Raw genomic sequence first — 21,923 nt, forward strand, 5'->3', positions numbered from 1 at the left:
CACACACCCCGGCGCCGACCCCCGCCGCCGGCCCCGCACCGCCTCCCTCCACGCGCCCGCCACGCCACTCGACGACGAGGACGGTCCGCCGTGAACCCCGCTGCCCCAGCCGCGCCCCACTCCCTCTATCCCGAACTCGACGCCACCGCCCTCACCGCCTTCGCCACCGCCCTGGAGAGCGGAGACCCCGCCGGCCTGCCCCCCGCGCGCGCCGCGGACGTACGGGCCGCCCGGGCCGCGGCCGCCTTCAGCCGGGGCAAGGTGACCGGCGCCTGCGGGGACCTCCTCGACGCCGCGCTCTGGCGGCACACCGGACCCGCGCCGCGCGCGGTCGTCGTGATGCCCTCGCCGTGGACGGCCCTGGGCTGGACCGCGTACGCCGTCCGCGCCGCCGCGCTCGCGACCCGCGGCTACGACGTACTCGCCTACACCGTCCGCGGGTTCGGCCGCTCTGACGGCCAGGCCGACTTCGCCGGCCCGCTGGACGTCGCCGACGGCAGAAGGGCCCTGGACCACCTCCTGGAACGCGCCGCCGGCCCGGTCACCAGGATCGGCTTCCTCGGCGTCTCCTACGGCGCCGGCATCGGCCTGCTCGTCGCCGCGCACGACCCCCGCGTCGACGCGGTGGCGGCGCTCAGCGCGTGGGGCGACCTCGGCGAGGTCCTGTACGAGAACTCCACCCGCCGCGCCGCCGCCGTACAGGCCCTGCTGGCGTCGGCCGGACGGGCCCGGCTCGGCCCGGAGACCGAGCGCGCCCTGGAGGACGTCCTCGCAGGCCGGGACGCCGAAGGCGCCCTGCGGTGGGCGCAGCAGCGCTCTCCGTCCGCGCACGTCAAGGAGTTCAACCGCAGGCAGGTGGCGGTCTTCCTCGCGCACGCCTGGCACGAGACGCTCTTCCCCGCCAACCAGACGCTGGGGCTGTTCGGCGAACTCACCGGCCCCAAGCGGCTCGACCTGTCCGTCGGCGACCACGGCGGCCCCGAGAGCGCGGGGCTGCTGGGGCTGCCGAGCCCGGTGTGGACGGACGCGCACCGCTGGCTCGACCACCACCTGTGCGGGGCCGACAACGGGGTGGAGGAGGAGGGGGAGGTGCGCTCCGAGGTGATGTGGAGCCGCGCCCTGGAACCCTCCGCCGCCCTCCCCGCCCCGGGCGGCGGCGTCCGCCGGCTGTACCTGACGGGCGGGGCGCCGACGGACGGGTTCGGGGGGCTCGGCGGGGAGCCCGAGCACGGCTGGACGGCGGGCGTGCTGTGCGGGGTGGACACCCCGGCCGCCGCGGCCGAAGCGGTGGTGCGGTGCGGGTACGCGGAGATGGCCGGCCTCCCGAAGCCTTACCCGGGCGGCGAGATCGGCGCCGCCGCGGCCGCGGCCGTCACCGCCGCCTGGGCCGGGGACCCCGCCGAGGAGACCCTCCGCGTACGGGGCGTCCCCCGCCTGCGGGTGACGTACCGCGCCGCGAACTCCGGCTCCACCATCGTCGCGTACCTCCTGGACCTGGCCCCGGACGGCTCGGCCCGGCTGATCACGCACGCACCGTTCAGCGACCTGCACTCCCCGCCGGACAGCCTGATCGGCGCGGACATCGACCTCCAGGCCGCGGCGTACGACGTCCCGCGCGGCCACCGGCTCCTGCTGGTGGCGGCCGCCCGCGACCCCCTCTACGGGGACGCCAACCTGCCGCGCGCAACGCTGGCGTTCACCTCGCCGGAGCCGACGCCGTCGTACCTGGAGGTACCGGTGGGCTGAGGGCGGCCCCAGAGACCAGAAATCCAGAAACCAGAATTCATACGACTGTTCCATACAGCTGTATTGAACGTCTGTATGGATTCTGGTTATGGTTCTTCACGTCAAGGTGCGACCGCACCGCGAAGGGAAGAACACCATGACCGCGAACGACACCACCGCCCTCACCCCCGCCGCCCCCACCCGGTCCGAACTCACCATCGACGGCCGCCGGTTGTCCTACCTCGACTTCGGCGGCACCGGCCGCCCACTGGTCGCCCTGCACGGCCACCTGTCCGAGGGCGCCACGTTCGCCGGCCTCGCCCGCACTCTCGGCCCCGAGTGGCGGGTGATCGCCCCGGACCAGCGCGGCCAGGGCGAGTCCGACCGCGCCGCCGACTACACGCGGGAGGGATACCTCTCCGACGTCGGCGCCCTCCTGGACCACCTGGGGCTGGAGCGCGTCGTCCTGCTCGGCCACTCCCTCGGCGCCATCAACGCCTACCAGTTCACCGCGCGCCACCCCGAGCGCGTGAGCGCCCTCGTCAACGCCGAGGGCCCGGCCGCGCTCGGGCTGGACGGCTCCAACCCCCTGGCGTTCCTGCTGCAGCTCCCGTACGAGGCCCCGACCCGCGAGGCGCTGGTCGCGGGCCTCGGCCCGGCCGCGCCGTACTTCTCCGACCGGCTCCGGGAGAACGCCGACGGCAGCTGGCGCCTGCCCTTCCACCCCCGGGAGATGCACGACTCCGAACACCACGTCCACGGCGACCACTGGGCCGACTGGACGGCCTCCACCTGCCCGGCACTGCTCGTACGCGGCACCCGGGGCGTCATCCCGGCCGACCAGGCCCGCGCCATGACGGAACGCCGCCCCGGCACCACCCTGACGGAACTCGACACCGACCACTTCGTCTACACCGCCGAGCCCGAAGCCTTCGCGGCGAAGGTGGGCCGGTTCCTCGACGGGGTGTGAGGGGCGGGGTGCCGGCGGGGCGGTCTCGGAGAAGGTCGGGGGCTTCCCGTCAGTCCCATCGTCCTTCCGGTTCGGGCCGGTCCCTCAAGGGCGCTCCTTCGTCGCGTCACTTCGTGATCGCCTTCGGCGACCCTTGACCGACCGACCCGAACCGGAAAGCCGAAAGACTGCCGGGAAACCCCCGAAGAAACGGCACGGTCCATGGTGGGGGGACGGCCGTCTCAGGGATCAGACGAGGAGCCGGGCGCCGGCCCGCCGGGCATCCGGGTCCTCAAGAGCCGGGATGCGGGGCCGGGTGCGCGGCTACCCGCACGAGAGGTTGATCAGACCGACCTGGGAAGCCCCCAAGCGCGACAGATCGCTACGCGCTCCTCGAATCTCAGCGTCCGACGACCGTCCCGGGCTGATACCCGCACCAAAGGACGAACAGATCCACCTAGGCATCCGACAGGCGCGACAGATCGCTCCGCGCTCCTGCCGGATTGGCGGATGGCGGCCGTCCTGGGCTGGTGTTCAGGGGGCGATGGGGAGCTGGCGCTTGTGCTCCGTGAGGCGGTAGCGGTTGACGATCGTCTCGTAGGCGCGCGCGTCCACCGGCTTGCCTTCGAGGAAGTCGTCGATGTCGTCGTAGGTGACGCCGAGGGCGTCCTCGTCGGCCTTGCCCGGGTCGAGGGTCTCCAGGTCGGCCGTCGGGGTCTTCCACACCAGCTCGGCGGGGGCGCCCAGGGCGTCGGCGATGGCGCGCACCCGGCGCTTGGTCAGGCCGGTCAGCGGGACCAGGTCCGCCGCGCCGTCACCGAACTTGGTGAAGAACCCGGAGATGGCCTCGGCGGCGTGGTCGGTGCCGACCACCAGGCCCGCGTGCGCGCCGGCCACCGCGTACTGGGCGATCATGCGCTGGCGGGCCTTGATGTTGCCGTGCACGAAGTCCTGGTGGGCCGCGTCGCGGAAGGTCACCCCGGCAGCCACCGAGGCGTCGAGCGCCGCGTCACTGGCGGGCTTGATGTCCACGGTCAGGACGTGGTCGGCCTGGATGAAGGAGAGCGCGAGCTGCGCGTCGTGCTCGTCGGCCTGGACGCCGTAGGGCAGCCGCATCGCGTAGAACCGCGCCTCGTGCCCCGCCTCGCGGGCCCGCTCGACGGCGAGCTGGCAGAGCCGGCCCGAGGTGGTCGAGTCGACACCGCCGCTGATGCCCAGGACGAGGGACCGCAGACCCGTGGAGGTCAGCCGCTCGGTGAGGAAGGCCACCCGGCGCTCGATCTCCCGCTCGGCCTCGAAGGTCTCGGCGACCTGGAGTTCCCGGGCGATCTCCTGCTGCAGGGCGATGCCGCTCACGTCTGCTCCTTGTTCCGGTTCACGATGTGCCGTCCACCCTAACGGGAAGGCCCGCGAGGAACCGTCGGGCGGCCCGCACCCCTGCCTCGTCCCGCGCCCAGACTCCCCACTTCACCAAACGCTCCTGGTCGAAGAGCTCCGCGAACGTCCGCCACAGGTGCACCCGGAAGCCGTCGGACTCCCACCACCACTCCGTATGGCCCTCCCCGATCAGGGGCAGCCGGGACGCCGCCTCCCACACCCCGACCGGAGACTGCCCGGGCTTCGGCTCGACCACGGGGATCCAGCTCTCGCACTCCCAGTACAGGGCGTCCGCCTCGATGAGGGCGTCCACGTCCGGGAACACCGCCACGTCCCGGCCGAACCGGTACACCACCGCGCCGTCACCTCGGAGCGTCACGGAGTACGGGTGCGCCACCCCGTGACCGATGAACTGCCCCAGCGGACCGTGTTCCGCGCTCGCCTTGTAGAAGGGCCACGGCTCGAACCGGATCTCCTCCTCGAACGACCACGCCGAAGTCCGGTAGACCAGCCCGCCGTAACGGGCCTGCGCACGGCGGAGACCGGCAAGGACCACGTCCTTGTCCACCCCAGGAAAGCGGGCGAGCCGCTCGGCGACCTCCGCGTCGCCCGGGTTCTCGATGGTCGGGAACGGAACGGTGCGGGCCCGCGCGGACAGGAATCGCCGTGCCCTGTCGGTCAGTCCGCCAGGGGAATCGAGTACATGCAGCACGTCCTCATGATGGGGGACGGCCGACGGACGCTGAGATGTGAGGAGCGCGTAGCGATCTGTCGCGCCAGTCGGATGCCTAGGTCGATCTGTTCGTCCTTTGGTGCGGGTATCAGCCCGGGACGGTCGTCGGACGCTGAGACGAGAGGAGCGCGTAGCGATCTGTTGCGCCTGCCGGACTCCCAGGTCGCCTGGATCAACCTCTCGTGCGGGTGGTCGCGCCCCTGGTCCGGAATCACGGACATAGGGAGCCGTATGTCGGGCGGGCCGGCGCCCGGCCCCTCGCCTCAGCGCTGAGGGAGGCCTCCCTCCAGGATCGTCCGTCCCGTTTCTTTGGGGGTTTCCCGGCAGTCTTTCGGCTTTCCGGTTCGGGGCGGTCGGTCAAGGGTCGCCGAAGGCGATCACGAAGTGACGCGACGAAGGAGCGCCCTTGAGGGACCGGCCCGAACCGGAAGGACGATGGGACTGACGGGAAGCCCCCAACCCGCTCTGAGACCGCCCCGGGGGACCCCCTCAGCCGGCTTCCCTCGGCTCCCTCTGCGACCGGACCGCCCCCATGCTGGCCGTGATCACCAGGGCGATCGCGAGCGCGTCCAGCGGTGACATCGCCTGGCTCAGGACCAGGAAGCCCGCGGTCGCCGCGATGGCCGGTTCCAGGCTCATCAGGATCGCGAAGGTCGGGGCCGGGAGGCGGCGCAGGGCGAGGAGCTCCAGCGTGTAGGGGAGCACCGACGACAGCACCGCGACGCCGAGGCCCAGTGCCAGCGTGCTCGGGGTGAGGAGGTCGGAGCCGGCCTCCGCCACGCCCAGCGGGAGCGAGATGACCGCGGCCACTGCCATCGCCAGGGCCAAGCCGTCCGCCTGCGGGAAACGGCGGCCGGTACGGGCGCTGAAGACGATGTACGCCGCCCACATCGCGCCCGCGCCCACCGCGAAGCCGGCGCCGAGCGGGTCGAGGCCGCCGAGGCCTCCTCCGCCGTGGCCGGCCAGCAGGGCGACGCCGGCCAGGGCCAGGGCGGCCCACAGCAGGTTCACCAGGCGGCGCGAGACGATCACGGACAGGGCGAGCGGGCCGAGCACCTCCAGGGTGACGGCGGGGCCGAGCGGGATGCGGTCGATGGCCTGGTAGAAGAGGCCGTTCATGCCGGCCATGGCGACGCCGAAGGCGATCACCGTCCCCCAGTCGGAACGCCCGTAGCCGCGCACCTTGGGCCGGCACAGGACGAGCAGCACCAGCGCGGCGGCCGCGAGCCGCAGCGTTACGACGCCCGCCGCGCCCACCCTGGGCATGACCATCACCGCGAGGGCGGCCCCGAACTGCACCGACACCCCGGCCGAGACCACCAGCGCGACCGGCCCGAGCCGGGAGGCCCGGGCGGGACCGGAAACCGGACCGGAAACCGGACCGGAAACCGAAGCGGAAACCGGACCGGAGGGCGGAGCGGAAGCCGTGGCGGCGGTCTTCGGGGACGAAGAGGATGGTGCGGGCATGAATCCAGCCTAAGGGGTGCGTAAGACCCATCAGCGAGTGTCCTGCCTTACAGCCCCTCCCCCGGCACCCCCGGCAGCAGCCCCTCCGCCAGGAGCTCCGCCAGGTGCCGCGCCCGCCGCCCGCCCAGCTGCGCGATCTGGGTGCGGCACGAGAACCCGTCCGCCAGCACCGCGGCGTCGGGCGCGGCCGTGCGCAGCGACGGCAGCAGCTGTTCCTCGGCGCACGCCACCGAGACGGCGTGGTGGCCCGGCTCGAAGCCGAAGTTGCCCGCGAGGCCGCAGCAGCCGCCGCTGAGCTCCCCCGTCAGCCCGGCGCGTGCGCGCAGCCGCCGGTCGGCGGCGTCGCCGAGGACGGCGTGCTGGTGGCAGTGGGTCTGCCCGGCGACGGGCCGGTCCAGGCGGGGCGGGGTCCAGTGGGGGGCGTGCTCCTCCAGGGTCTCCGCGAAGGTGCGGACGGCCGCGGCGAGGCGGTGGGCGCGGGGGTCGTCGGGGAGGAGGGCCGGGAGGTCGGTGCGCAGGGCCGCCGCGCAGCTGGGTTCGAGGACCAGCACGGGTCCCCGTACCGCCCCCGTCGTGTCGAGGGTGTCCAGGGTGCGCCGGAGCACCGCGCGGGCGCGGTCCAGCCGGCCGGTGGAGACGTAGGTCAGCCCGCAGCACACCCGGCCCCCGGCGGGGACGGTGACGCCGAGGCCGGCCGCCGTGAGCACCCGGACGGCGGCCCGGCCGGCCTCGGGGGTGAAGTACTCGGTGAAGGTGTCGGGCCACAGGGTCACGTCCACCGCGGCCCCCGCCACGTCCACCCCGCCCCCGCCCGCACCGCCCGCCCCGCCCGCGGCCGTGCCGGGCCGCGCCCCCCACCACCGCGTGAACGGCACCCCCGCCACCGCCGGCAGGCTCCGCTCGCGGGCCAGCCCCGGGATCCGCAGGACGCGTCCGGCGGCGTTGACGGCGCCGGCCGCGCGCAGTGCGGCGATCAGCCGGAGCCAGGTGGGGAGGCCGCCCAGGGTGTAGTGCGAGAGCGGCCGGAGGCGGCCGGACCAGTGGCGGTGCAGGAACTCCGCCTTGTACGCGGCGACGTCCACGCCGACCGGGCAGTCGCCGCGGCAGCCCTTGCAGCCGAGGCAGAGGTCGAGGGCCTCGGCGACCTCCGGGGAGCGCCAGCCGCCGGTGATGACCTCCCCGGCCAGCATCTCGTGCAGCAGCCGGGCCCGGCCGCGCGTGGAGTGCCGCTCCTCGCCGGTGGCCCGGTACGACGGGCACATCACGCCCGGGCCGCCGGTGTCGGTGCCGCGGCACTTGGCGACGCCGACGCACCGCACCACCTCCTCCCCCAGCGCGGAACCGTTCGCCGCCACGGCGAACCGGAGGTTCTCGTCCAGCCGGGCCGGGCGGACCAGGATGCCGGGGTTCATGCCGCCCGCCGGGTCCCACACGTCCTTGTACGCCCCGAACAGCTCCATGACCCGTGGCCCGTACATGCGCGGCAGGAGTTCCGCGCGGGCCTGTCCGTCGCCGTGCTCCCCGGACAGGGAGCCGCCGTGGGCGACGACCAGGCCGGCCAGTTCCTCCGAGAAGGCCCGGAAGCGGGCCCGGCCCGCCGCCGAGACAAGGTCGAAGTCGATCCGGACGTGGACGCAGCCCTCCCCGAAGTGCCCGTACGGGGTTCCGTGCAGCCCGTGCCGTGCCAGCAGGGCCCGGAACTCCCGCAGGTAGGCGCCGAGCCGGGCGGGCGGGACGGCGCAGTCCTCCCATCCGGGCCAGGCCATCGCGCCGGAGGGGGCGCGGGTGGCGGTGCCGGCCGCGTCCTCGCGGATCCGCCAGAGGGCGCGCTGCGCGGCCGGGTCCGTGAGGAGGGCCGCGTCGAGCGCGTCTGCGTCGCGCAGCAGGCGCCGTCCGGCGTCCTCGTCGGGCATCTCCACGAAGAGCCAGGCCCTGCCGCGGGGGAGGCCGCGGGCGCCGCGCACGAGGTCCTCGGCCATGCCCTCGACGGTGAGCGGCCCGTGTCCGAGGAGTCCGGCGGCGGCGTCCGCGGCGGCGCTCTCGTCGGGGTATCCGAGTACCGCGAGGACCGGTGCGGGAGGCTGCTCGACGAGGCGCACCACTGCTTCGGTGACCACGCCGAGGGTGCCTTCGCTGCCGCAGAAGGCCCTCGCGAGCCGGGTTCCGTGTTCGGGGAGGAGGGCGTGGAGGCCGCCGTAGCCGGAGATGCGGCGGGAGAATGATCCGGCGGCGAGGCCGGTGCGGAGCACGGCGAGGTGGGTGTCGACGAGTTCCCGCAGTCCGGCGGGCGCGCCGGCCCAGCCCGTGCCGATCCGGTGGGGGGCGCCTCCGTAGCGGACCACCGTCAGCTCCTCGACGTTGTCGGCGGTGGTGCCCCAGGCGACGGAGTGGGCGCCGCACGCGTTGTTGCCGATCATCCCGCCGAGGGTGCAGCGGGAGTGGGTGGAGGGGTCGGGGCCGAAGGTGAGGCCGTGGGGGCGGCCCGCGTCGCGCAGCCGGTCGAGGACGAGCCCGGGCTGGACGACGGCCGTCCGGGCCGCCGGGTCGAGGGACACGAGGGCGTTCATGTGCCGGGTGAGGTCGAGCACGACGCCGGTGCCGGTGGCCTGTCCGGCGATGGAGGTGGCGCCGCCGCGCGGTACGACGGGCACGCCGGCGTCGGCGCAGATCCGCAGGGCGGCGGCCACGTCCTCGGTGTCGCGCGGGGCGACGACCCCGACGGGTACCCGTCGGTAGTTCGAGGCGTCCATGGTGGCGAGGGCCCGTGCGGCGGCGCCGAAGTCCACCTCCCCGCGCAGCTCTGCCCGCAATGTCCGCTGGAGTTCCCCGGTCGACGTCACGGCGCCCACCTTCCCACCGGTGCGGGGCGTCTCACCGGGTGGACGCGCCTCCGACGCCCGGTCCGGGACCCGATACGCTCCGCTCGTGGCTGAGATCCAGATTCCCGCTGACATCAAGCCCGCCGACGGTCGCTTCGGCGCGGGCCCCTCCAAGGTGCGGACCGAGGCGCTGGACGCCCTCGCCGCCACCGGTACCTCCCTGCTCGGCACCTCCCACCGCCAGGCCCCGGTCAAGAACCTGGTCGGCTCGGTGCGCCAGGGCCTCCGGGACCTCTTCTCCCTGCCCGAGGGTTACGAGGTGATCCTGGGCAACGGCGGCTCGACCGCCTTCTGGGACGTCGCGACCGCCGGTCTGATCGAGCGGAAGTCCCAGCACCTGACGTTCGGCGAGTTCTCGTCGAAGTTCGCCAAGGCGGCGAAGCTCGCGCCGTGGCTGGACGAGCCGACGGTGATCTCCTCGGAGCCGGGCACGCACCCGGAGCCGGTCGCCGAGTCGGGCGTGGACGTGTACGCGTACACGCACAACGAGACCTCGACGGGTGTCGCGGCGCCGGTGAAGCGCGTCGCGGGCGCGGACGCCGGGTCGCTCGTCCTGGTGGACGCGACGTCGGGCGCGGGCGGCCTCCCGGTGGACATCACCGAGACGGACGTCTACTACTTCGCCCCGCAGAAGTCCTTCGCCTCGGACGGCGGGCTGTGGCTGGCGACGTTCTCCCCGGCCGCCCTGGAGCGGGCCGCGCGCGTGCACGCGTCGGGCCGGCACATCCCGGAGTTCTTCTCGCTGCCGACGGCGATCGACAACTCCCTGAAGAACCAGACGTACAACACCCCGGCGCTGTCCACCCTCTTCCTGCTGGACCAGCAGCTGGAGTGGATGAACTCGCAGGGCGGTCTGGAGTTCACGACGGGCCGTACGGCGGCCAGCGCGCGGAACCTGTACGGCTGGGCCGAGGCGTCGAAGTACGCGAGCCCGTTCGTGCAGGACGCCGAGAAGCGCTCCGCCGTCATCGGCACGATCGACTTCTCGGACGACATCGACGCGGCGGCGGTGGCGAAGGTGCTGCGCGCCAACGGCATCGTGGACACCGAGCCGTACCGCAAGCTGGGCCGCAACCAGCTGCGCATCGCGATGTTCCCGGCGATCGACCCGGCGGACGTGCAGGCGCTGACGGCCTGCATCGACTACGTGATCGAGCAGCTCTGACCTGACGGCTGACGGGCCCCGCCCGTCACACCGCCCGTACCTGTGGAGCCCCCGACGCCGTCCCGGCGCCGGGGGCTTCCGCGTTCCGGGCTGTCCCCCGCGCCGGGACTTTCGTCCCGAAATTCGGGGCAAAAACCCAGTAAACGGACGCCCATCACCCCGCTCCCACCTGCACGTCCACCCCGCGGGACCTTCGGCCCGCCCCTCCGGGCACCGGCCCGCGCCGGAAACCGAACACCCCGAATGCCCCTCTTGTCCGGTGTGCCGGGAACGACCCCCGGCCGGCCCGTTCCGTACAGCCCGTTCCGTACAGGAGGAACCCATGCGCAAGGCCCTCACCCTCACCGCCGTAGCCCTCACCACGTCCCTGGCCCTCGGCGGCGCCACCACCGCCTTCGCCGCCGGCACCCCCACCACCGCCCCCTCCCCCACCGCGAGCACGCACCCCGCCGCCTCCGCCCGCGTGGAGGTGCCCACCTCGCCCGTGAAGCCCGGCGACGCCATCAGCGTCACCGTGACCGCCCCGGCCGGCTCCCAGAACCTCGCCGTCTCCTCCGCCGCCCTCGGCGGCGTCCCGCTCACCCCGGGCAAGGCCGGCGGCTGGAGCGCCACCGCCAAGGTCGCCGACGTCAAGGACGGCTCCTACGGCGTCTCCCTCACCGGCAGCGCCCCCGACGGCACCAAGCTCCAGGCGAGCACCCGGCTCACCGTGAAGAAGGGCGACGCCCCGAAGCCGCCCACCCCGGCCCCCTCCACGCTCCGCCTCTCCACCGACTTCGGCCGGCCCGGCGACAAGGTCACCGTCACCGTGAAGACCACCGCCAAGGACGCCCACGTGAAGTCCGGCGCCTTCGCCGGCGGCCGCGTCGACCTGAAGAACGACGGCCACGGCACCTTCACCGGCACCGCGACCGTCGCCAAGGACGTCAGGACCGGCTACTACGGGGTCGACGCCTTCGCGGGCGGCGAGAAGTTCGACACCGCCAAGTTCTCCGTCGAGGCCAAGGGCAACCCGGACGTGAAGCCGCTCCCGCTGAAGCCCTCCGAGCACAAGACTCCCAAGGGCTCCGTGAACACCGGCCAGGCCCCCGCCGATGCCTGAGACCGCCCCCTCCCGCTGCCAGGGCGGCCGCGCACGCCGCGCCGCCGCCCTGGCGGGGGCCCCGGCCCTCGCCCTGGCCCTGGCCCTGGCCCTGGCCACCGGCTGCTCGGTCGGCGCCGCGGCGCACGGGACCACCCCGAGAACCCCCACACCCCGGACGGCGGCCTCCGTCCTGCCCCCGTCCGTCCCCGACCGGATCGAGATCCCCGGCATCGGGGTCGACGCCCCGCTCGACGCCGTCGGCCTCGACGCCCAGGGCGTCATGCGGGAACCGGACTTCGCCAGACCGGACGACGCCGCCTGGTACGAGCAGGGCCCCACCCCCGGCGAGGCCGGCGCGGCCGCGATCGTCGGGCACATGGACACCCCGCAGGCCCCCGAGGCCGTCTTCCACAACCTCAAGACCCTGCGGAAGGGCCAGCAGATCGAGGTCCACCGCACCGACGGCACCACCGCCGTCTTCACCGTCGACTCCGTCGACACCTTCAAGAAGGACGCCTTCCCCACCGGCAAGGTCTACGGCGACACCCACGGCAAGGCCGAACTCCGCCTGATCACCTGCGGCGGCGACCTCACCGCCGACCGCCACTGGGACTCCAACGTCGTCGTGTTCGCCCACCTCACGGGCAAGGCGTAGCCCACGACGCGATACCTTCAGCACTCCAGAGGAGTACGCGGTACAGCGTGGAGGCATGCGGCGTGAACGTGCGAGTGACGGCGGCCGGGAGCGGCATGGACCCCTTCAGCACCGCCCGGCTGCGGAGGGCGGTGCTCGACGCGTGGGGCGCGGGCCCGGCCCGGTTCCGCGAGGACGCCAACGCCGAGGAGGACCTCGCGCTCGGCGGCTACCGGGACCGGCTCGTCGTCGAGCTGGCCCAGAACGCCGCCGACGCCGCCGCCCGCGCCAAGGTCCCCGGCCGGCTGCGCCTGACCCTGCACCCCGCCGGACCCGACGGCCCCGCCGTGCTGGCCGCCGCCAACACCGGGGCCCCGCTGGACGCGACGGGCGTCGAGTCGCTGAGCACCCTGCGCGCCTCTGCCAAGCGGGAGAACGACCAGGGCTCCGTGGGCCGCTTCGGCGTCGGCTTCGCCGCCGTGCTGGCCGTCTCCGACGAGCCGGCGGTGCTCGGCCGCCACGGCGGCGTCCGCTGGTCCCTCGCCGAGGCACGCGAGCTGGCCCGCGAGGCCGCGGCCTTCAGCCCCGGCCTCGGGGACGAACTCCGCCGCCGCGACGGCCACGTACCGCTGCTGCGGCTGCCGCTGCCCGCCGAGGGCACCGCCCCCGAGGGCTACGACACCGTCGTCGTCCTCCCGCTGCGCGACGCCGCCGCCGAGGACCTCGCCGAACGCCTGCTGGCCGGCATCGACGACGCCCTGCTGCTGACCCTGCCCGGGCTGCGCGAGGTCGTCATCGAAACCCCCTCCTCCGGACACCGCGTCCTGTTCCGGCGCATGGACGGCCCGTACACCGTCATCGAGGACTCCGCCTCCGGCACCCACCGCTGGCGCACCGTACGCCACACCGGCCCCATCGACCCCGCCCTCCTCGCCGACCGGCCCGTCGAGGAACGGCTGCGGCCCGACTGGACGGTCACCTGGGCCGCCCCCGTCGACCCCGACGGCGCCCCCGTACGCCCCCGCACCGCGCCCGTCGTGCACGCCCCGACCCCCACCGACGAGCCCCTCGGCGTCCCCGCCCTGCTCATCGCCTCCCTGCCGCTGGACACCACCCGCCGCCACCCGGCGCCCGGACCGCTGACCGACTTCCTCGTCGAGCGCGCCGCCGACGCCTACGCCGAACTCCTGGGCTCCTGGGAGCCGGTGAGCACCGCCCTGGTCGACCTCGTGCCCGGCCCGCTCGGCGGGAGCCCGCTCGACGGCGCCCTGCGCGCCGCCGTCCTCCAGCGGCTGCCCCGCACCGCGTTCCTCGCCCCGGCCGCGCCCACGGAGGAACTCCCGTCGCTGCGGCCCTTCGAGGCCGAGGTCGTGGAGGGCGCCGGCGCCGACACCGTACGCGTCCTCGCGGAGGTCCTCCCGACGCTGCTGCCCGCCGGGCTGGAACGCCGCCCCGAGCTGCGCACCCTGGGCGTGGGCCGGCTGCCGCTCGGCGAGGCCATCGAGCGGATCGCCGGCATCGAGCGCACCCCGCAGTGGTGGCACCGCCTCTACGACACCCTGGCCGGGGTGGACCCCGACCGGCTCTCGGGCCTGCCCGTGCCGCTCGCCGACGGCCGCACCACCATCGGCCCGCGCCACGTCCTGCTGCCCGGCCCCGACACCCCCGCCGATCTGGCCCGCCTCGGCCTGAAGGTGGCCCACCCGGACGCCGCGCACCCGCTGCTGGAGAAGCTGGGCGCGCTCCCCGCCACCGCGCGCGCCGTCCTGACGACCCCGCAGGTCCGTGCCGCCGTGGCCGCCTCCCTGGACGCCGGCGAGGTCTGGGACGAGGACGCGCCGGACCCGGAGGAGCTCGCCGACACCGTCCTGTACCTGGTCCGCGCGGCCGGCCTGGCCCCGGGCGAGGAGCCCTGGCTGGGCGCGCTGGCCCTGCCCGACGAGGACGGGGAACTCGCCCCGGCCGGGGAGCTGCTGCTCGCCGGGAGCCCGCTGGCGTCGGTGCTGCGCGAGGACGAGGTCCCGTACCTGGACGCCGAGTTCGCCGCCCGCTGGGACGCGGACACGCTGGCCGCGTGCGGGGTGCTGACCGCCTTCCAGCTGGTCCGCGCCACCGACGTGGTCCTCGACCCGGACGAACTGGAGCCCCGCGAGGGTGACTTCGCCGAGCCCGACGACGCCGGCCTGCTGGACGCCGTCGACGTGTGGTGCGAGGACCTGCTCGACCAGTTCCCCGACACCCCGGTGCCGCCGGTGGCCACCGAGCTGATCGCCGTGCGGGACCTGGACCTCGTCGACGACGACCGCTGGCCGCAGGCGCTGGCGATGCTGGCGCAGCCGCCGCTGCGCGACGCCCTGACCCAGCCGGTGCGGATCCTGCTGCCGGACGGCACCACGCGGTCGGTGCGCTCGTACACCGCCTGGTGGCTGCGCGACCACCCGGTGCTGGACGGTCGCCGCCCGGCCGGTCTGCGGGCGGCGGGCGGCGACCCGCTGCTGGCGGGCCTGTACACCCCGGCGGACGCGACGGGCTTTGAGGACGAGCAGGTGCTGCGGGCCCTGGGCGTACGCACGTCCGTGCGCGCCCTGCTGGAGGAGCCCGGCGGCGCGGCCGAGCTCCTGTCCCGCCTCGCCGACCCGGACCGGGAGGTCACCGGGCACCAGCTGCACGGCCTGTACGGGGCGCTGGCCGACCTGGACCCGGAGCAGGTGACGCTGCCGGACGAGCTGCGGGCGGTGGTGGACGGCGAGGTGGTCGTGGTGGACGCGGCCGACGCGGTCGTCGCGGACGCCCCCGACCTGCTCCCGCTGACGGCGGGCCTGCCCCTGCTGCCGGTCTCCCCGTCCCGTGCGGGGGACCTGGCGGACCTGTTCCAGGTGCGCCGCCTGTCGGAGACGGTCCCGGCGGAGGTGACGACGCCGGGCGAGGAGCACGAGGTCCCGGAGTCGGTGCGGATCCTGCTGGGCCCGACGACCCCGGCGACGTACGTGGAGCACGAGGAGCTGGTGGCGGGCGGCACGGAGCTGGACTGGCGGCTCACCCCGGACGGGGTGCTGCACGCGGCGACCCTGGAGGGCGTGGCGGCGGGTCTGGCCTGGTCGGCGTCGCAGTGGCCGCGCCGCTTCGAGGTGGCGGCCCTGCTGGAGGACCCGTCACGGACGGCGGAACTGGCCCGGGACCGCTGGTTCGACTGACCGCTAGGCGGGGAAGCGGCGGTCCACCCACCGGAAGGTGAACTCGATCGCGGCGGAGGCTGCCGCCGCGATGGCGACCGCGATCCACGGCATGGTCACGCCCTCCAGCTTGAGCTGGAAGAAGTCCTGGAGCCAGGGCACGACGAGGACGACGAGGAAGGCGGCGCCCATCGCGCCGACCAGGGCGACGCGCCACCACGTGTAGGGGCGGGCGATGATCGCGAGGACCCACATGGAGGTCAGGAACAGGGTGAGGGTGGCGGCGCTGGTCTCGGCCTTGAGGGAGTCGGGTCCGCTGTAGTGGGCGCGGGCGATCAGGTAGGTGACGAAGGTGGCGACGGCCGCGATGGTGCCGCCGGGGATCGCGTAGCGCATCACCCGTTTCACGAAGTGCGGCCTGGCGCGTTCCTTGTTGGGGGCGAGCGCCAGGAAGAAGGCCGGGATGCCGATGGTGAGGGTGGACAGCAGGGTGAGGTGGCGCGGCAGGAAGGGGTATTCGACCTGCGCGCACACCACCAGGACGGCCAGCAGCACCGAGTAGACCGTCTTGGTGAGGAAGAGGGTCGCGACGCGGGTGATGTTGCCGATGACCCGGCGGCCCTCGGCGACCACCGACGGGAGGGTGGCGAAGCTGTTGTTGAGCAGCACGATCTGGGCGACGGCCCTCGTCGCCTCGGAGCCGGAGCCCATGCTGACGCCGATGTCGGCGTCCTTGAGGGCGAGGACGTCGTTGACGCCGTCGCCGGTCATGGCGACGGTGTGGCCGTTGGACTGGAGGGCGCCGACCATGTCCCGCTTCTGCTGGGGGGTGACGCGGCCGAAGACGGAGTTCCCGTCGAGGACCTGGGCCATCTCGGCGCGCTCGGCGGGCAGCTCGCGGGCGTCGACGGTGTGGTGCGCGCCGGGCAGGCCGAGCTTGCCGGCGACGGCGCCGACGGAGACGGCGTTGTCGCCGGAGATGACCTTGGCCTTGACGTTCTGCTCGTCGAAGTAGCGCAGGGTGTCGGCGGCGTCGGGGCGCAGCCGCTGTTCGAGGACGACGAGGGCGGTGGGGCGTACGCCGGTGGCGACGGCGGGGTCGTCGAGTTCGCGGGCGGAGCGGGCCAGCAGGAGGACCCGTAGGCCTTGTTCGTTGAGGCCGTTGATCTCGTCGAGGGCGGGGTCGCCGGCGGGGAGGAGCACGTCGGGGGCGCCGAGCAGCCAGGTGTTGTTCTCGCCGTCGCCCTCGCTGAAGCTGGCGCCGCTGTACTTGCGGGCGGAGGAGAAGGGCAGGGATTCGGTGCAGCGCCACTCGGTGCTGTCGGGGTAGGCGTCGATGATGGCCTGGAGGCTGGCGTTGGGCCGGGGGTCGGATTCGCCGAGGGCGCCGAGGACCTTCTCGACGTAGGCGGTCTCCGCTCCGCCGAGCGGGCGCAGCTCGGTGACGTCCATGCCGCCTTCGGTGAGGGTGCCGGTCTTGTCGAGGCAGACGACGTCGACGCGGGCGAGGCCCTCGATGGCGGGGAGTTCCTGGACGAGGCACTGTTTGCGGCCGAGCCGGATGACTCCGATGGCGAAGGCGACGGAGGTGAGGAGGACAAGTCCCTCGGGGATCATCGGGACGATGCCGCCGACGGTGCGGGCGATGGAGTCCTTGAGGTTGGATTCCTTCACGACGAGCTGGCTGATGATCAGGCCGATGGAGGTCGGGATCATCATCCAGGTGACGTACTTGAGGATGGTGGAGATGCCGGAGCGCAGCTCGGAGTGGACGAGGGTGAAGCGGGAGGCCTCTTCGGCGAGCTGGGCGGCGTAGGCCTCGCGGCCGACCTTGGTGGCGGTGAAGGCGCCGCCGCCGGCGACGACGAAGGAGCCGGACATGACCTGGTCGCCGGGCTTCTTCAGGACGGGGTCGGCTTCGCCGGTGAGGAGGGACTCGTCGATCTCCAGTCCGTCGGCCTCGCCGACGAGGCCGTCGACGACGACCTTGTCGCCGGGTCCGAGTTCGATGACGTCGTCGAGGACGATCTCGGAGGTGGAGACCTCGGCGGTGGTGCCGTCGCGGCGGACGCCGGGTTTGGCCTCGCCGATGACGGCGAGGCCGTCGAGGGTCTTCTTGGCGCGGAGTTCCTGGATGATGCCGATGCCGGTGTTCGCGATGATCACGAAGCCGAAGAGGCTGTCCTGGATGGGCGCGACGATCAGCATGATCACCCAGAGGACGCCGATGATGGCGTTGAAGCGGGTGAAGACGTTGGCCCGGACGATGTCGGCGGTGGAGCGGGAGGAGCGGACGGGGACGTCGTTGACGTCGCCGCGCGCGACGCGTTCGGCGACCTCGGCGGTGCTGAGGCCGGCCGGCTTGAAGCGGGGGGCGGGGGGGTTCACCGGGTGTACCGGGTCGAGCTCGGCGCCCGCGTCGATGGCGGCGCCGCCGGCCCGTTCCGGCCCGTCTTGGTCGATCCTCGCCCGCTGCGTCATGTTTTCGACGGTAAGGGCGGTTCGAACGGTTCACCCGCCGAGCGGTCGGAAGATCCGACTTCAGGATGACCCGAATCGTCCCGAGGTCGCCCGCCCCGGGTCAGTCCTGTGCGGCGGGACCCGGCTCCCCGTGGGCGGCAGCGGCAGCGGCGTGACGCTTGAGGGCGGCGTCGCGGCCGCGGACGTACCAGATGCCGATCAGGCCGAGGCCGCCGCCGGCGGCGCAGGTCCACACCCACCACAGCAGGTCGCGGTCGGCGAACCAGCCGTAGAAGGGCAGCTGGACGAGGAACATGGCGAACCAGAGGATCGTGCCGCCGGTGATGGTGGCGACAACCGGGCCCTCCAGGGGCTCGGGCGCCTCGTGCTTCGCAGTCCACTTCGCCATGGGGTCAAGTCTAGGTGGCCCGATTTCGGGTCTACGCGCGGAGATGGACGGCCCTTCGTTCATGTGTTCATACTGAAACGGTTTGCCTACGACCGGATTCGTTCGTATGAACCGCCCAATAGACCCGTTTGAGGACCGCATGAGCACCTCGGCACCCGCCGCGGCCCCCACCACCGGCCTGGACCGGTACTTCAAGATCTCCGAGCGCGGCTCGACCGTCGCCCGCGAGGTCCGGGGCGGCTTCGCCACCTTCTTCGCGATGGCCTACATCATCGTGCTGAACCCGATCATCCTGGGCAGCGCGAAGGACATGTACGGGCACCAGCTCGACGGCGGCCAGCTCGTCACCGCCACCGTCCTGACGGCAGCCTTCTCCACGCTCCTCATGGGGGTCATCGGCAACGTCCCGATCGCCCTGGCCGCCGGCCTCGGCGTCAACACCGTCGTGGCCCTCCAGCTGGCCCCGCGCATGAGCTGGCCCGACGCCATGGGCATGGTCGTCCTCGCCGGCTTCGTCGTGATGCTGCTGGTCGCCACCGGCCTGCGCGAGCGCGTCATGAACGCCGTCCCGCAGGGCCTGCGCAAGGGCATCGCGATCGGCATCGGCCTGTTCATCATGCTGATCGGCCTGGTCGACTCCGGCTTCGTCACCCGCATCCCGGACGCCGCCCACACCACGGTGCCGCTCCAGCTCGGCAGCGACGGCCACCTGCACGGCTGGCCCGTCCTCGTCTTCGTCGTCGGCGTGCTGCTCACGCTCGCCCTGCTCATCCGCAAGACGCCCGGCGCGATCCTGATCTCCATCGTCGTGATGACCGTCGTCGCGGTCGCCGTGCAGCTCATCGCCGACCTGCCGGACCTCGCCTGGGGCCTGACCGTCCCGCAGTGGCCCGGCAACCCGGTCGCCGCACCGGACTTCGGGCTCGTCGGCCAGGTCAGCCTCTTCGGCGGCTTCGGCAAGGTCGGCTTCCTCACCGGCGCCCTGTTCGTCTTCACCGTCCTGCTGTCCTGCTTCTTCGACGCGATGGGCACCATCCTCGGCGTCGGCGACGAGGCCAAGCTGACCAGGCCGGACGGCACCTTCCCCGGGATCAACCGGGTCCTGCTCATCGACGGCCTGGCCGTCGCCTCCGGCGGCGCCACCTCGTCCTCCGCCACCACCTGCTTCGTGGAGTCCACGGCGGGCGTCGGCGAGGGCGCCCGCACGGGCCTGGCCAACGTGGTGACCGGCGCCCTCTTCACCGTCTCGCTCTTCCTGACCCCGCTCGCCACGATGGTCCCCTCGCAGGCCGCCACCCCCGCGCTCGTCGCGGTCGGCTTCCTGATCCTGGCGGGCTCGGTCCGGGACATCGACTGGAGCGACTTCACCATCGCCGTCCCGGCCTTCATGGCCATGGTGATGATGCCCTTCACCTACTCGATCACCAACGGCATCGGCATCGGCTTCATCACCTTCGCCGTGCTGCGGCTGGCGACGGGCCGGGGCCGCGAGGTCCCGGCCGCCATGTACGCCGTCTCCGCGGTCTTCGTCTTCTACTACGCGATGCCGGCCCTCGGCCTCACGTGAGCCCGTAGAACTTCTCCGTCTCGTCGACGGCGGCCTTGAACCGCTCGTCGAAGTCATCGCGAATGAGCGTCCGGACCACATAGTCCTGGACGCTCATTCCGCGTTTGGCGGCATGGTGCCGGAGCCGCTCCAGCAGCTCCCCGTCTATGCGCATGCTCAGCACATGTGTCCCCATGCCCGAAAGAGTCGGGCCAGAGGGCGCTCACGCGTGTCACTTTCCGCCGCGCACTCACCCGTACGAGTGAGATCGAAACCGTTTTTCCTTAGACAGAGTAATGAGTTATTCTAAAGACATGCATGACCTCTCCCATGGCGACGACGCCGCCGCCGTGAACGATCTGCGCTCCGCCGTGATGCGGCTGGGCCGGCGCCTGAAGCACCAGCGCGTCGACGAATCGCTCAGCCCGACCGAGATGTCGGTGCTCGGCACCCTCGCCCGCTGCGGCCACGCCACCCCCGGCGAGCTGGCCCGGCGCGAGCACGTCCAGCCCCCGTCGATGACCCGCATCGTCGCGCTGCTGGAAGCCAAGGGACTGGTCACGCTGGAGCCGCACCCCGAGGACCGCCGCCAGAAGGTGGTCCGCCAGACCGAGGAGGCCGAGACGATGCTCGAAGAGAGCCGTCGCAAGCGCAACGCCTTCCTGGCCGGGCTCGCGGCCGAGCTCACCGAGGACGAATGGGCCAAGCTCCGCGCGGCCGCACCCGTCCTGGAGAAGCTCGCCCACCTGTAGGAACGACGCCAGGAGGCGAACGCTTTTGAGTACGGGAACCGGAGCAGACTCCGCACCCGGCCATACATCCACCACTACCACCACCGCGAGCGGGAACTCCATGTTCAGCTCGCTGAAGATCCGGAACTACCGGCTCTTCGCCACCGGCCAGGTCGTCTCGAACACGGGCACCTGGATGCAGCGCATCGCGCAGGACTGGCTGGTCCTCTCCCTGACCGGCTCCGCGTCCGCCGTCGGCGTCACCATCGCCCTGCAGTTCCTGCCGATGCTGCTCTTCGGGCTCTACGGAGGCGTACTCGCCGACCGGCTGCCCAAGCGGCCGCTGCTGATCGCCACCCAGAGCGCGATGGGCCTCACCGGCATCGCACTCGCCGCGCTGACCCTGGCCGGCGACGTCCAGGTCTGGCACGTCTACCTCGCCGCCTTCCTGATCGGCCTGGTCACCGTCGTGGACAACCCGGCCCGGCAGACGTTCGTCTCCGAGATGGTCGGCCCCGCGCAGCTCGCCAACGCCGTCAGCCTGAACTCCGCGAACTTCCAGTCCGCGCGGCTGGTCGGCCCGGCGATCGCCGGCGTGCTCATCACCGCCGTCGGCTCCGGCTGGGCCTTCCTGCTCAACGGCCTCTCCTTCGCCGCGCCCATCGCGGGCCTCCTGCTGATGCGCACGCGCGAACTGCACCCCGTCACCCCGCAGCCGCGCGCCAAGGGACAGCTGCGCGAAGGCCTGCGCTACGTCGCGGGCCGGCCCGAGCTGGTCTGGCCGATCGTGCTGGTGGGCTTCATCGGCACCTTCGGGTTCAACTTCCCGATCTGGCTGTCGGCCTTCACCGACGACGTCTTCCACGGCGACGCGGGCACCTACGGGCTGTTCAACACGCTCATCGCGGCCGGCTCCCTGGCCGGCGCCCTGCTGGCGGCCCGCCGAGGACACTCCCGCCTGCGGCTGCTGGTGACGGCGGCGGCGCTCTTCTCGGTCCTGCTGCTGGTCACCGCGTTCGCGCCGGGCTTCTGGCTGTTCGCGGTGCTGCTGGTGCCGATCGGGATGTTCGGGCTGACCGTCAACGTCGTGGCGAACTCCAGCGTCCAGATGGCCACCGACCCCGAGATGCGGGGGCGGGTGATGGCCCTGTTCATGATGGTGTTCACCGGCGGCACCCCGGTCGGTGCCCCGCTCGTCGGCTGGATCACGGACACGTACGGGGCGCGGCTCGGCATGGCCGCGGGCGGCCTGATCTCCCTCGCCGCGGCGGTGGCGGTCGGCCTGGTCCTGTCCCGCGTGGGCAACCTCCGGCTCCGCCTGAACCGCCACGGCGTCGTCTTCGTCCCGGCCGTGGCGCACCGCGAACTGGCCCCCGCCGCGTAAACCCTGGCCGGGCGGGGGTTCCCTGCGGGGCGAGGTCCCCTACCCGCCCTTCCCCCGTTCCCAGGGGCGCCGCCCCTGACCCCGCGCCTCAAACGCCGGCGGGGCTGGAAGAACGGGGCTCCGCCCCGGTGCGCTCAAACGCCGCGCGGGCTGGACGTATCCAGCCTCGCCGGCGTTTGAGGCGCGGGGGTCCGGGGGCGGAGCCCC

General features: G+C 73.3%; 16 protein-coding genes. 9 read left to right on the forward strand and 7 right to left on the reverse strand.

Annotation, left to right across the window (positions count from 1 at the left end):
- The first annotated feature begins 90 nt into the window (after window positions 1-90).
- A complete protein-coding gene (locus tag ABD973_RS14135; protein WP_345500239.1) occupies window positions 91-1,746 on the forward strand; it encodes an alpha/beta fold hydrolase in 1,656 nt (551 codons plus the stop codon).
- A gap of 136 nt (window positions 1,747-1,882) precedes the next feature.
- Window positions 1,883-2,695, forward strand: coding sequence for an alpha/beta fold hydrolase (locus tag ABD973_RS14140; RefSeq protein ID WP_125821951.1), 813 nt, complete (start codon window positions 1,883-1,885; stop codon window positions 2,693-2,695).
- Window positions 2,696-3,208: 513 nt separating this feature from the next.
- Here the strand turns inward: ABD973_RS14140 and nadE are convergent.
- The 4 genes from nadE to ABD973_RS14160 all read right to left on the reverse strand — a co-directional run bounded on the left by nadE (window position 3,209) and on the right by ABD973_RS14160 (window position 9,205).
- The gene (gene nadE / locus ABD973_RS14145; RefSeq protein WP_345500240.1) at window positions 3,209-4,030 is read right to left on the reverse strand and encodes an ammonia-dependent NAD(+) synthetase; all 822 of its coding nucleotides are present in this window, start codon (window positions 4,028-4,030) and stop codon (window positions 3,209-3,211) included.
- A 19-nt stretch (window positions 4,031-4,049) separates the two neighbouring features.
- Window positions 4,050-4,763, reverse strand: a complete 714-nt coding sequence (locus ABD973_RS14150) for a hypothetical protein (protein ID WP_125821949.1) — start codon at window positions 4,761-4,763, stop codon at window positions 4,050-4,052.
- Window positions 4,764-5,273: 510 nt separating this feature from the next.
- Window positions 5,274-6,251: an EamA family transporter gene (locus tag ABD973_RS14155; protein ID WP_345500241.1), complete on the reverse strand. Its 978-nt coding sequence runs from the start codon at window positions 6,249-6,251 to the stop codon at window positions 5,274-5,276.
- 47 nt (window positions 6,252-6,298) lie between these two features.
- Window positions 6,299-9,205, reverse strand: a complete 2,907-nt coding sequence (locus ABD973_RS14160; protein ID WP_345500242.1) for an FAD-binding and (Fe-S)-binding domain-containing protein — start codon at window positions 9,203-9,205, stop codon at window positions 6,299-6,301.
- Here ABD973_RS14160 and serC point away from each other — a divergent pair.
- The 4 genes from serC (at window position 9,177) to ABD973_RS14180 (ending at window position 15,207) form a co-directional block, all read left to right on the forward strand.
- Window positions 9,177-10,295, forward strand: coding sequence for a phosphoserine transaminase (gene serC, locus ABD973_RS14165; RefSeq protein WP_345500243.1), 1,119 nt, complete (start codon window positions 9,177-9,179; stop codon window positions 10,293-10,295). The two genes, ABD973_RS14160 and serC, sit on opposite strands and share 29 nt — an antisense overlap.
- Before the next feature lie 322 nt (window positions 10,296-10,617).
- Window positions 10,618-11,397, forward strand: a complete 780-nt coding sequence (locus tag ABD973_RS14170; protein ID WP_345500244.1) for a hypothetical protein — start codon at window positions 10,618-10,620, stop codon at window positions 11,395-11,397.
- Window positions 11,390-12,034: a class F sortase gene (locus ABD973_RS14175; RefSeq protein WP_345500245.1), complete on the forward strand. Its 645-nt coding sequence runs from the start codon at window positions 11,390-11,392 to the stop codon at window positions 12,032-12,034. The genes ABD973_RS14170 and ABD973_RS14175 overlap by 8 nt, the downstream gene beginning before the upstream one ends.
- A gap of 95 nt (window positions 12,035-12,129) precedes the next feature.
- Entirely contained in the window at window positions 12,130-15,207 is a 3,078-nt protein-coding gene (locus ABD973_RS14180) for a sacsin N-terminal ATP-binding-like domain-containing protein (RefSeq protein ID WP_345504582.1), read from the forward strand.
- Between the two features lie 3 nt (window positions 15,208-15,210).
- Here ABD973_RS14180 and ABD973_RS14185 read toward each other — a convergent pair whose 3' ends face one another.
- Together ABD973_RS14185 and ABD973_RS14190 are read right to left on the reverse strand one after the other, a co-directional pair.
- On the reverse strand, window positions 15,211-17,667 hold the full coding sequence (locus tag ABD973_RS14185; protein WP_345500246.1) for a cation-translocating P-type ATPase: 2,457 nt from the start codon (window positions 17,665-17,667) through the stop codon (window positions 15,211-15,213).
- 100 nt (window positions 17,668-17,767) lie between these two features.
- Window positions 17,768-18,055: a DUF2530 domain-containing protein gene (locus ABD973_RS14190; protein WP_125821942.1), complete on the reverse strand. Its 288-nt coding sequence runs from the start codon at window positions 18,053-18,055 to the stop codon at window positions 17,768-17,770.
- 139 nt (window positions 18,056-18,194) lie between these two features.
- On the opposite strand from ABD973_RS14190, the gene ABD973_RS14195 reads away from it, so the two are divergent.
- A complete protein-coding gene (locus ABD973_RS14195; protein WP_345500247.1) occupies window positions 18,195-19,622 on the forward strand; it encodes an NCS2 family permease in 1,428 nt (475 codons plus the stop codon).
- Here the strand turns inward: ABD973_RS14195 and ABD973_RS14200 are convergent.
- Window positions 19,615-19,797 carry a hypothetical protein gene (locus tag ABD973_RS14200; RefSeq protein ID WP_007265601.1) on the reverse strand — a complete coding sequence of 61 codons (183 nt, stop codon included), beginning with the start codon at window positions 19,795-19,797 and terminating at the stop codon, window positions 19,615-19,617. The genes ABD973_RS14195 and ABD973_RS14200 overlap by 8 nt on opposite strands.
- A 118-nt stretch (window positions 19,798-19,915) precedes the next feature.
- Between ABD973_RS14200 and ABD973_RS14205 the strand changes: the two genes are divergently transcribed.
- Both ABD973_RS14205 and ABD973_RS14210 read left to right on the forward strand, forming a co-directional pair.
- Window positions 19,916-20,353, forward strand: coding sequence for a MarR family winged helix-turn-helix transcriptional regulator (locus ABD973_RS14205; RefSeq protein ID WP_125603236.1), 438 nt, complete (start codon window positions 19,916-19,918; stop codon window positions 20,351-20,353).
- Window positions 20,354-20,378: 25 nt separating this feature from the next.
- Entirely contained in the window at window positions 20,379-21,716 is a 1,338-nt protein-coding gene (locus ABD973_RS14210; protein ID WP_345500248.1) for an MFS transporter, read from the forward strand.
- The last annotated feature ends 207 nt before the right edge of the window (window positions 21,717-21,923 follow it).

It is taken from the genome of Streptomyces racemochromogenes (genome assembly GCF_039535215.1).
Taxonomy (GTDB): Bacteria; Actinomycetota; Actinomycetes; order Streptomycetales; family Streptomycetaceae; genus Streptomyces; species Streptomyces racemochromogenes.